This is a genomic window from Helicobacter sp. NHP22-001, assembly GCF_030270165.1.
In the GTDB taxonomy this organism is placed as follows: Bacteria; Campylobacterota; Campylobacteria; order Campylobacterales; family Helicobacteraceae; genus Helicobacter; species Helicobacter gastrofelis.
The window spans coordinates 54,663-67,753 of the sequence record NZ_BSWS01000007.1 but is presented as its reverse complement, the minus strand read 5'-3'; the positions used below and the strand labels follow the sequence as shown (position 1 = coordinate 67,753).

The window sequence follows — 13,091 nt, the reverse complement described above, 5'->3', positions numbered from 1 at the left end:
CATAGGAGAAGCTAACCCAGAAACTATCAAAAGATACATAGAAAATCAAGGGTAGAGGGCATTCATCCCACCCGCTAAAGACGAGTGGGATTTCTGCCGGAGAGTTTTAAAATGGTTGGATTTTGATAGTTTTGCCGCCATTATAGCGTTGCCTAAAGCAATATAACTATCGTGGTGGTTTCTGTCATCTAGGCTTGGGTCTTGCAAGGAGGTCATTAAGCAGAGCGTTTGGCTTAATCAAAGCTTCGCCATCTTAAGTTCACCAAAGTTATCCATGCTATTACGAAAATTATTTGAAGCTTCAATGTCTAAGTCCATCCACCATCCCTATAAACTCTTGCAGAGAAAATTTAAGTCTCCCGCCCTCTTGTAATTCTTGCACCACTTCTAGTGTCTCTTGATATTGCACGGATACGCCTAGAAAGACAAGATTTAGCAATGATAATAAAGCCGAGGTTGTGATGTATCTACTTCTTAGTATCCATAACCGCTGCTTTTACTAGGAAAATCTACTTAAACATTTAATAATTGATAAATATAAGACAACATTAGAAAAATCATGCGTAATCATGTTGTAGATAAAGCAATGCCACTTAATAGAGGAAAACATGATGAGGTAAAATCGTTAAAGGGGAAGATATGGGGTGCATGACACCTTACTTGCAAATTAACAGGCGAACTTATGAGCATACTTTAATGACTAGGCAGTCTGCTTTCCAACCACATAAGGGGAACACTTTGCAATCTTCGTTTTGGCTAGTTTGTCCTGTGAAGCTAAGAGAGAATTTTTAGTCTCGCTTTTATGTTACAAAAAACAATTTACACAATTTACTTGATCGACAACAATATCATAAAACTTAAAATCAAGGTGATTCCACAAAAGATAAACATGCTAAAAAACTTGCATGGTTTAAAGCTAAAAGTCAACCGACCGGAAGCACATGTGAAATGCTCTTTACCCATTAAGTGCAATGCCATTGTTGGTAAGTGCAACATGACCTATTGCAGTGCTCCCCATCAAAGATAAAGAGATTGAGATTAGGCAAGATGAGAGGAAAAGCAGGAATAAAGACCTGGAAAGGACTTAAAAGCTTAACAAGCAACATCGAATCCCTGACCTAAGAATTTAAAAACAGCGATGAATACGGGGAAAATCTTGACACAGGCGAACATAAAATAGACATTTAGAAAAACAATCAAAGACTTAGTGAAAGAAAACGCCAGTCTTAAAACCAAGACAGGGTTAAAGAACAACAGGATTAAAAATCCTAAGTGATGAAATGATAAAGCTAAAGAACACGGATATGCGCTTAGAAATGCTTCGCAAAGGACTAAAATTAAAGAGCTTAAAACACAAAGAGATGAGTTACAAAGTAATTAACCAAACAAACCAAGATCGCTAGACGATTAAAAGCCAACTTGGCACAAATTAAAGCTACCAAGGTACATAAAATACCACAAGAAAAACTCAAATATTGACAAGTCTTTTGGGTCTAAATTGATATGCTGGGTTTGTAAGCCCACTTACAAGAAGATTAAGATACATTTTCGTTATCGTTATATTCAAAATTTCCAAGATATTATAGTTGTGGCTTTTGCTTAGAATTTCAAAAATTTTAAAAGATATCTCCTGGAACGCTTGACTATTTTATAGAATTATTTTGTTGTGCTGAACCCCACGCAAATTTTTCTTTGAGGATTTTAAAGTAATTGCGCTCCAACGGCTGGAGCAAGGTGGCTTGGCGTTTGGCGGCATGGATATTTAAGACCTGTTTGGGCTTTAAGGTGTGGCGTACTTGCCCGTCCGCCACCACAATGCAGGCTTGAGTGGACACCACTTTTAAGCACGCCCCAGCCCCTAAAATCAGCGGCCTTTCACTAAGAGAGTGTGGGGCAATGGGGGTGATTAAGATGTTTTGGCATAGGGGGTCGAGCACACTCCCACCCACGCTGATGTTGTAAGCGGTGGAGCCCAAAGGTGTGGCAAAGATGAGTCCATCCACTTTGTAAGTGTTGACCAACACCTCGTCAATGAAGAGCTGTAATTCCAACATGCCATAGTAGTCTTTCTTGCTCACCACCAAATCGTTGGCGGCCAAAATGCACTGTTTGCCTATTTTACCCTCCAGCATTAAATGCTCTTGGGCTTTGTAATCCCCCCGCTTCAAAGCCTTTAAGAAAGCCAGAGCACCCTCTAAATTTGTGGCTGTTAAAAAACCCAAATGCCCTACATGTATGCCAAAGCAGGGCAAATTCAAAGGGTGGCGCAGGGCAGCTAAGAGCGTGCCATCCCCACCCAAACAAAGCAGGGCTTCATTGGGGTGATAGGCGGTGGGCGACTCTAGGCTGTAGAGCATTTTGGCCTCTTTCAAGCAAGCCTCTAGGGCGTGTAACATTTCAGGCTCTAGGGCAGGTTTGAGCAGGATATAAACATGGCTTATGGGTTCAAGACGCATTCAACAACCATTGGAATTTAAAGATGGGGAACACCCCCAGGGAAAACCCTAGGGGTTAAAAAGGAGGGGGGCTCGTACACTAACACAAAAGAACTTAAAAGCTGATTAAAGAAGATGATTTATAAAAACAAAAAAGCCCCAAGAAGCCTAAACTCCTTGGGACCAAAAAGGAGGGGGAAGAGAACTTTAACTTAAGAAAGCTTAAAAATATCTTAGAAAGCATAGCGCATCCCTACATTGCCCGTGATATTGATGTCTTGATAGTCCAAACCAAAACGCACCCCGATGCTGGCGTTGATGTAGAAAGATCTAAACAAACGGATTTCACCCCCTGTGGTTAAGCCTGCAAAGGTGTTATACATCCCGCCTTTGCGGTAACTGAGCATGTCATCTCCAATAAAGCGCACAACTTTATCGCCCATAGAATGCACGAACAAGTCCCGCCCAATGCTGGCGAGCACGAAGTAATAAGAGTTTTTGCCAAAGTAGTGGCGGCTCTCTAGGGCTAAATTCAAGGTCAGCACAGATTTATTTGCCGGGTCGGCGTTGGCCCTAAACTGGCTGTAGAAGGGGTTATTCATCGTGCCCTGCAAGCCGGACAAACCAATGTAGTAGTAAGCCAAGCCGATTTGGGGTTTTAAAATCACCCTCTTGTCTTTAAAGAAAAAGTCGTAGCCGTAGTTGGCGCGTAGATTGGTTGTCCAAGTGCTGTAATTGTAGCGTTGATTCACGATGGATAAAATGGGGTCTGTGGCGTTAATATAAGCTTTGTTATAGCCCCAAGTTTCATTTGCGCTCACGGTGATCTCACTGCGTTTGACAAAGGCACGGCTGTAAAGCCCCACATTGACATTGTTAGAGGCGGAGTTGGTGATGTTGCCATAAAAGCCGCTGTAACCATAGGCGGCATACCCACCCACAATCACGCCCTTAATGAAGCGGTCATAGCCTACATTGATGCCATAGAGTGTGCCCGTGCCCCCCGCCACAAAGCTCGCCCCGCCCACGCCCGTCATCCATAGATTGTTTTTGAGCTTGTTGCGTTGGGAGTAGGCGGTGATGATGTCCATCGCATTAGGCACCGCGCTGGCAAAGCGTTTGCCCTTAATGCTAGCTAAAAAGTCGTGGAAGTCATCTAGGGTGTCGTTGCTGGCAAAACTAGAGAGTTTAGCCAAACGGCTCATTTGCTGGGTATAGGTGTTGATTTGTAAAACATCTGTAGCGTTGGCTTTTAAAGTAGGGTTAGCCACCAAGTCGATGCTGTTGGCGATGTCTTTAGCGATCTTAACTAAGTTGGCTTGGGAGGTGTTTTCTAAATAGTAGGGGGCAAAAAGGGGCGTGTTTTTGGTTTGGATCAAAAGTTGGTTTAACCAGCCCATCACTTGTGGTCCGCCCGCCGCATAAACGGCTTTCACGCTGTCCTCCCCTTGGATATGGGCGATGTATTGTTCAATGCTAGGCGCGCCGACATCAAGAGTCTTATTGACCCCGACACTGATATTGTCGTAGGCAATGGAGGCGTCTATGCTTTGCCCTTGTGCGTTTGTATAGCTCACCAACAAGCCCCTATCGGCGATTTTAACCGCCTGCCCGTTGTAAAGCAAGCCATTGCCTTGTTGGTTGAGCGTAAAGCTCTTGCCATTGATGTTTAGGTAAGTGTAGAGGGTTAGGTAGTCCTTCCAGCTATTGGGGTCAAAGGTTTGGTTGTAAAGGTTGTAGTTGATCCACCTATTGGCATTAATTAAGGTGTAAGCGGCTTGGGTGTTGGCGTTGAGGGTCATTAGGGGAGTTTCATCGCTCGTGGGTTTGAGCGTGGCAATGCCTTGCACTTGCACTAAGGGCGTGTTGATATTTTGTGTGGGGGTGTTGCTTATACCACCATTTATACTATTGTCTGCGTCGTTATTTGTATTTGTGCTGTTGCTATCGCTTGCACCCGTGCTTTGGCTTTGGCTTTGGCTGCTTGTGCTTGTGCTTGTGCTGTTGCTTGTGTTAGAGCCCGTATTTTGGCTTGTGCTTTGCGTGCTGTCTGTGTTGTTGCTTGTGCTTTGGTTTGTATTGCCTTTTGTGTCCTGTGTGCCGTTTGTATTAGAGTCTGCGTTTTGGCTTGTATTGTTTGTGCTTGTGCTACCACTTGCACTTGTGCCACTACCCACACTTGTGCCCTGTGTGTTATTTGCGCTACTACTTGCGCTTTGGCTCGTGTTGCTTGGATTGAGGTTAAAGACAAAGTCGCCTTGGCTGTTTAACGCCCCACCGACATAAATGCCCTGCGCTTGGGTTGTTAAAGTTGCACCTGAATAGAGTGTTAAATCGTTACCAATGTTGAGCGCATTGGTGCTTTGGTTGTTTAAAGCCTTTTGGATGCTTAGGTTATTGGCAATTAGGGTGCTGTTACTTTGTAAATTTAAAGTCCCAAGGACATCCGCCCCCGTGATCCCTGAAAAGTCGATCGCCCCCCCTGTATCCGTGATAGTGCCTAAGTATTGGAAGTTTTGCGCGCTCACATTGAGGCTTTCGTATTGGTTGAGGTTGATTTTACCCCCGGCGATGTTGAGGTTCTCAAACTGAGCGTTTAAGTTCAGCCCATCTGTGGCATTCAAGCTCGTTAAATTGATGTTAGACAGATTGTCGGAGTAAAAGTTGAGCGTGCCTTGGTAGTTGGTAAAGTTAATGCTGTTGTTGCCGTTAAAGACAATGGATTTGCCAGCGACAAAGCTTAAAGTCCCGCCCGTAGCGTTGCTATAAGTGCTATTTTGGCTGATAATATCGTTGTTGGCTGAGAAGTTGAAGTAACCCTTCTCCCACAGCGCGCTAAGCCCCTTGGGTGCAAGATACCCCCCCACACCCGCCTTTTCCATCGCCTGCTTGATACTTGGAGGCAAGAATGAGCCCAAGCCTTGCGACCACAGCCCCCCAAGCCCTTTATTTTGCAAAATATTGTTGAGGATACCGCTTAGGGCTTTCTGTTGGGTGAGGCTGTTTAGGGTGTTTAAAACATTGCCCCCAAAAATCTGCTCTAGGAGCTTTTCGCCCACATCGTCTGCCATTTTGCTTAAAGCTTTGGGGGGGTTTAAAACATCGTTAATTGCCATGTCCATGATCACGCCCCACACTTGAGGCCCCAACCAAGCCACGCTTTTATTGATGATGGCGCTGTTTTGGAAGATGACATTAAAGATTTGCCCAAAGGTGGTTGTGTCCATGAATTTTTGCATCATGGCTGTGGCCGCTGGGCTATCGCCCATCGCTAGGGCTTTGTTTAAAGTAACATTTGTCCAAGGGGCCAGCTCATCCATCACATTCCATAAAGTTTGGTTGCCAAAGTTATTGTTGAGGTAGTTGAAGATCCCCTGCACCCCCTGTCCTCCCTCTATAATGCCTAGCAACTTATGCACCAGCCCTTGCTCCAACCCGCTTAATTTACCGCTCTCAAGCCCTTGCGTGATGCCAGCCTCAATTTTGCCATCAATTTCATTTTGCACACTCGTAGGCAAGCTTTCAACGAGTCCATTAGGTCCAAAGAGCGAGCTCACGCTTTGGTGTGTCAAAATGTCTTTAACCACGGTGGCAAATCCGGGCAATTGGGTGAGCGCGGCCATGTCTTGCGCGTTAAAGATTTCGCCCAAAGTCGCGTTAGCCACGCTACTAGGGAGCAAGCCTTTTAAGCCGACAGGGATCAAATTATTGCCCTCTGCCTTGTCGTAAATCCACTGCCCCAACAATCCGCCCAATTGGGGCTGACCTAAAAGACTTTGCACCCCGCTAAGACCCAAAGAGGAAAAGATTTTGTCCGTGCCCTGCGCCTCAATCGTGGCTTTGTTGAGGACCAAATTTGTGGTGCTGTTAAAACTCACCTCAGCAGAGCCCCCCGTGCCTTTTGCATTGCCACTACCCAAAGTCCCCGTGATGTAAATGTCTTTGGCATTAAATTGCGCTTCGATATAACCTAGAGCGTTTGAACTAGAACTTAAAAGTTGCCCTATGTTGGTGTGGCGGAATTGGCAAGTAGTGCTTTGGGGTGCTGTGCTCGGTGCGCATGGACCATTAAAACCATTGCCCCCAAACCACACTGTGCTATTACTTCCAATCTGCCCTGCTTGCTCAGCCCCGACCACCAAAGTCCCGTTGCTGAAAGTCTGGTTAATCTGGCTGTCAAAGCCGTTGATGAAGTTTAATAGGGTTTGTTTTTGTGCGGGAGTTAAATTGATTTGGATTTTTTGCAACGCCTGTAAAAGTTTATTAGGATCGTTTAAATCGTTCAAAACCCCCGAGGTCAAAAACCCCTCTAAAGCGGGCCAAAGGGCAGTGGCGACCCCGGCTAGTGCCATTAAATTGTTTGCACTCACCCCCGTGTTGAAAATATTTAACGCGCTGTTGGGGTTGTTGTAGGTATCGTAAGTGCCCGGGAGTTCTTGCACCCCGCCATTGTTGTACACCCCCTTAACCTGCCCGTCTAAAAAGAAAGTCCCCACGCGATCATCGCTGTAATTGTAGGCGGATCCGGTTGTGTTCTGCTTGGATTGGTTGTAAAAATAAAGTTCGGGAGCGATGTTGTAGATGTTGTAGTTGTAAGAGCCAGCGGTGCTAGAGCCAAGGTTTTGTGAGATACTCACTTTCAAATTCCCATTTTGCACGCTCTCAGTGATGATCTGCGAACTATTCAAGGGATTGATAAAACTCCAGCTGTCCTTAGTGGCGTTGTAGGTGGCATTTTTAATTTGTATCCCCGACAACTCGATTTTTTGGTAGCCATCAGCCCCACTGATCCCCTCGATATTTTTAGCGTTGATGATATCGTAGGTGAGGGTTTGCCCCTTGCTAAGTGCGCTGGATAAGTCAATGTTAGAGAGGTTGAGGACACCGCTTACATCAAAATTTCCATTTACATCGATGAATGGGCTGGTGCGGGTCAAAGAACTTTGGATGTTTAACACCCCACTAGCGACACTTAAAGACCCAAAGGTCAAATCCCCACTGCCATACAGCCCAAATTCCGTGTCCCCTGCGCTACTGACTGCGCCTGCGCTAAAAGTGTTGTTGCCCTGTGTGTTTAACTCGGCTCCATTGAAATTGAGGGTGTTTAAAGCCACACTGCCATTGGATACATTGAAATGCCCCCCATTAAAACTCATCGTCCCACTAGACTCTAAGTTCGCGCCGGCATTGACTTGTAGGCTCGTGCCACTGCCAAAAGTGTTCGTGCCCGCAAAGGTCGCCTTTGCCCCCTGCCCTTGTAAAACCACGCTGGCGCTGTCGGTGAAGTCAGAGCCCTGATTAAAAGCGATTGTGGTGTTGGAGTCGAGGTTGATTAAAGAGTTTCCGCTAAAGGTGGCAAGGCCGTTAAAGATAGCGCTAGAGTTTTGAAACAAGCTTAAAAGCGCGGTCTCGCTAAAATTTGCGGCCTGATCAAAAGTTACATCGCTTTGTTGGGCATCGATTTGTGCGCTGTCTGTGATGTTGGTAACCCCCTCAAAAGTGGCGCTGGTGGTTGTGGTGTTTTTGGGGTTTGGATTAAAGATCGAGCCGTTGTTTAACAACACCACGCTGTTGCCACTTAAAGTGGTGTTGGCTGCCGCAAAGGTCGCGCTGCTGCCCGTGTTGAGGTTAAAGGTCGTGTCTGTGGCGGTGATGTTGCCCTCCACCTTGGCTGCTGTTGTGGTTAAATTGTCTGTGTAATCGCCGGTGAGTACAACGCTGGAGTTGTCGCCCAAAAAGAAGCCCGAGTTAGCAAGATTGATCTGACTGCCCTGCACATACACTTTCGTGCGGTTGCCCTGAACATTGCTGCCCGTGAAATCCACCTGCTGTTTTCCCATAAATTGGAAAGAGCCAAACAAACCGCCATAATCAGCCACATGATCGGAGAAGTTGGAGTTAATGGCGCTTAAGGTGTTGTTGGCTCTAAAATTAGCGTTGGAGGATTGGGGCTTGATGTCTTTACAAATGCTGCCCACAACAGAGCCCAAAATGCCACAGACTTGGTTAAGGTAGGTGAGGTTATTGGTGTAGGTGAGGCCATCTGTGGTTAAATTATTGCTGGCGTTAAAGGTCATGTCTGCCCCGCCGCCATAGGGCAACTTCGCCCCATTCGCGCCCCCAAAATTGCCCACGCTGATGCCATTGGTCAAGTAAATGTTGTAGGCGTTAAAGACATCCACGATATAGCCCGGGTTGGCCCCTTCTCCGCCAAACTGGATCAGCCCTCCACTGGCCGCCTGAGTGGTGATGTTGCCTAAAACTAAAGTCCCCTGCCCTTGGATATCATAAGTCCCCCCATTGCCCGCAAAGCTGTAGGCGGTTAGTTGTTTGCCCGCCGGGTTGTAATAGGGAGCGGTGGCGTTTTTTAAATTGGGGTCGATGTAGGCGATGCCTCCTGCCCCCACACTAACATTGTAGGTTTTATAGCCATACCCAGTCAGCAAGTCATAATGCCCCTTAGCCCAACCCAAGCACCCCTGTATCCCAAGGATTGAACCTTGAACACAGCCGGGAGTCATGTTGTAGACATCAGGCCAAAGGTCCGTAACTTGGGTCAGCAAAGTTAGGGTGATCTGGTTGTGGCTAAAAGTCTCTTTTGCTTTGATCTGCGAGTCTGCGCCCCCAAAGGCCACGGTGTAGGTGTTATTGCCATCATTTTGTAGGAGTGTGCCCTTCATTCCTTGGTAATCCACCAAGTTCCACAGATTTTTAGCATAGCTATCATCGCTCCAATTGATGTTAGAGCCATGCAACAAGGTGTAGGGTGTGTTGCTCAAAGAGCTTGTGATGTTAAAGAGAGCGTTAGAGCCCAAAGTAACATTGCCCCCTAGGGTTTTAAACGGACTGTTGGGGTTGGTGCTTAAATCCGTGGTGGAGATGGTTGTTGTGCCTAAAAAGGTGGTGTTTTCTGTGCTGCTAAAATTATAATTACTAAGCCCATTAAAGGTATCGTTGTTGAAGGTTAAGTTGTTGACTTTAAAGTTGCCCGTGCCATTTGTGGTGGGGTCTAGCTCAAAGGTGGTGTTGGTAAAGCTTGCCGTTTGGGCAGTAACATCGATGTCTTTAGCATGGAGAGTACTAGTGCCTGCATCGCTCAAGGTGTTGGTTGCGTTTAAAGAGACACTAGCCATACCATCGTTAAAACTGGTGTTGGTGAGGTTCAAACTTTGGCTAGCAGAAAGGCTGATGTTAGAGTTGCCTGTATTGTTGAAATTAACCCCTGTAAGAGCAATGCTCTTTGCTTGCATAGCAACTGAGCTTAGATTCCCTGTAAAGTTGGAGTTTTGCATGGTGATGTTTTGGGGTTGGAAGCTAAAATGATTTGCATCGCCTCCTTGGTTTGTTTGGATATTAAAATCAAAAGTTGTCCCATTGCCACTAAAGCTAGAATGGTTGACATTCATCGTTGGAGAGCTAAAATACATGATCCCGCCCGTAGCAGCAAAGTTAGAATTGTTGATGGTCATGCTTGCATCGCCCTCAAACCAATCGGTAGAGTAGGCATGCACTACTCCATGCGAACCCTCATAGGTGGTGAAGTTCAAGCCCTCCATGTCCATGCTCTTTGCTGCCTTAAAGCCTGCATTGCCCGTTTCGCCTACGCCATTGCTATAGCCAATTTGGAAATTGTTGGTCATGTAGATATTGGCCGCATTGAACTGGACACTGGTGTGGTATTCTAGACCAGAATTAGCAGTGTTGATCGTGCCTCCTGTGGCGACAGCCTTTTGGTTGTTGCCAATCACTAAGGTCGCATTGTCCCCGGTGATGTTGACAGTGGCACTAGAGTGTGTGCCTCCGCTATAAGTGGAGAGTGTGTGGTTTTTACAACCCTCATCGCCGGAATTACAAACATTGGGATTGATGTAGGCAATGCCATTGCCCACATTGTAGGTGTGCGCACCATTTAGCGGATACACCCCCATCCACACATCTTGGGGTGGCCTGCCTGTTAGAGTAAGAGAAAGGGCATTGTTGCTAAATTGTTCCTGAAATTGATAAGTTTGCCCATTTAAATTTAAATTAACCAAGTATGTGTCGTCGCCCTCACTTTTATCCAAAGTGGTGCTTGCTTGGCCAAAATGCACCATTTGCCATAGATTTTTAGCGTACTCTGTATCGCTAGCATAGTTAATAGAAGTTCCGCTTAGGAGCTGGTAGGCCTGGCCCACTTGAAACCCACTCAAGGCCTTCTTAATGTCAAAGCGCGCACCATTGCTAAGGGTAATCGCGCCTAAATGTGCTAAGGGAGACTGGCCGTTGTTGGTGTTGATTGTGGTTGTGCCCTGAAAAGTCGTGTTTTGTGTGCCGCCATCGCTGCTAAAATTATAATTGCTAAGCCCATTAAAGGTATCGTTGTTGAAGGTTAAGTTGTTGACTTTAAAGTTGCCCGTGCCATTTGTGGTGGGGTCTAGCTCAAAGGTGGTGTTGGTAAAGCTTGCCGTTTGGGCAGTAACATCGATGTCTTTAGCATGGAGAGTACTAGTGCCTGCATCGCTCAAGGTGTTGGTTGCGTTTAAAGAGACACTAGCCATACCATCGTTAAAACTGGTGTTGGTGAGGTTCAAACTTTGGCTAGCAGAAAGGCTGATGTTAGAGTTGCCTGTATTGTTGAAATTAACCCCTGTAAGAGCAATGCTCTTTGCTTGCATAGCAACTGAGCTTAGATTCCCTGTAAAGTTGGAGTTTTGCATGGTGATGGTGGGGTTTTGGCTTTGGTGATCGGAAGCATCAAAAACAAAATGGCTACCAGCCCCGTTAAAAATGCTGTTATTAAAAGTGCTGCTCACATCTCCATTAAAAGTAAGTGTGCCTCCGCTATTGGCATCAAATTTGGAATTTGTAACACTTAAGGCTTTATTAGCGGTAAAGTAATCCGTATCGTGATTGTATATAGCTGTGATGTGGTTAAAAAAGTGCAGATCGTTTAAGGTCAAATTATTATAGGCATGGAAAGTCATGTTCACCGTACCGCCCGCATGCCCTCCCCACTTATTGCCGGTTTGAAAGGTGTTTGTCATGTAAATATCATGGGCATTAAAAGTGCCGGTTATGCTGTTGGTATTCCAATCGTTTTCACCCAGCCAAATGCTTCCACTATTTTTTGTATAGTCTACAGGAGTGGGAGTTTGGTTGCCTAAAACTAAAGTCCCATTTGCAAAGTTTTCATTAGGATTAATATTGATGGTAAAGTTGTGGTTGTATGCCCCCCCAAAACTCTCAAGCTCATGGTTGTTTGAATCCACATAGCCTATCCCACCTCCTACCTCATAGTTATGTGTGCCCTCAAGGGAATACACCCCATCCCAAATGCTTTGGGGCGGACCAATAAAAGAGATCAAATGCATACTGATACTATTATTGTTAAAGGTTTCGCCAAAGATGTATTCTTTATCACCGACGGTGTAAGCGACATGGTAGAGCCCATTACCAGAAGTTGGGTTAGCTCCATCACCAGTATAGAGACTTCCTGTTGCATTTTGGTAGTGGATGAGATTCCATAAATGGCTGGTGTAGCCATTGTAATTAATCGTCTTTGAGGTACCTAGTAGGTTATATATGCTACTACCTAGACTTTTAGTAATATTAAAGATCGCATCATTGCTCAAAGTAATGGTACTGGCTAGATTGTTTAGGGGTGAATTTTGTTGCAGAGTAATGTGGCCCTGCAAACTAAGCGTGCCATTATCTGTAATGGTGCTGTTTGCGCTATTATTAAAGGTTACATTGTTAAAGGTAATGTTGCTGCTATTAAGATTAATTGCTCCGCTACCACTAAAGGTGGTGTTGGTAAAACTCTCATGGCTACTATCGTTGATATTGATGATCCCACCATTGGAAGTTTCTAGGGTGGCGTTATTGGCAGTTGTGCCGTGGTTGCCATGGGTGGTTAGGGTGGTGAAAGCTACGCTTAATTTGCTGGTAAAACTTACACTTTGGGCATTCCAATTATCTGTAAAATGTGTGCCATTATAACTTGTGATATTGACATTTGGAGGACTTCCCCCACCCCCTCCAATAGAGAGCTCTCCACTGCCTCCACTCCCATTAATTTGTAAATTAAGGTCACCTCCATTGTATTGGAGCTGGTGTAGAGTGTAGGTTCCTGCTTGGTTGCCTACTAAAGTAACCGAGCCATTACAATCCCAATTGGTGCAGTAGTAGCCATCAATACCACCACCACTATGGTAGTAGAATTTATTGTACACATTATGTGAGCCCCAACTCCACTGCCAAGTTTTTTTTTGGCTAAAGCTATTGCTTGACATATAGCCTAAAATGTTGTGTTGGCTATTGAGATTATGCGAACCAGAAATCCAATAAACAGTCCCTGCCCAGGCTTGCAACACCACAGGAGACATAGCTAACCCCCCTACTACAAACGCCCCCTTAGAGAGGGCTTTAGAAATGGACGAACTTTTGCGCTGGGTCTTAGGGACTTCTTCTTTAAACGCCAAAACGCCGGCGCGCTCGGCTTGGTTTGCCTTGATGCGCCTAGCGATGGCATGGACGATTTTAGATTTAAGAGAACTGGGTTTTTTCATGCACAGCATTCTAGTCAAAAATAACTTTGTAAGACTTAATGCAATAGAGTTAACGCAATATTGCTAGATTAATTTTGACTTTAGCTAAATCGGGTACAATAGCCCCCGT

At 45.5% G+C, this 13,091-nt stretch carries 2 protein-coding genes; both read right to left on the bottom strand.

The window, feature by feature from the left end; translation table 11 throughout:
• Window positions 1-1,643: 1,643 nt before the first annotated feature.
• The gene (locus tag QSJ47_RS06175; RefSeq protein WP_221272434.1) at window positions 1,644-2,456 is read right to left on the bottom strand and encodes an NAD(+)/NADH kinase; all 813 of its coding nucleotides are present in this window, start codon (window positions 2,454-2,456) and stop codon (window positions 1,644-1,646) included.
• A gap of 212 nt (window positions 2,457-2,668) precedes the next feature.
• Window positions 2,669-12,982, bottom strand: a complete 10,314-nt coding sequence (locus QSJ47_RS06170) for a vacuolating cytotoxin domain-containing protein (protein ID WP_285602774.1) — start codon at window positions 12,980-12,982, stop codon at window positions 2,669-2,671.
• Between the last annotated feature and the right edge of the window lie 109 nt (window positions 12,983-13,091).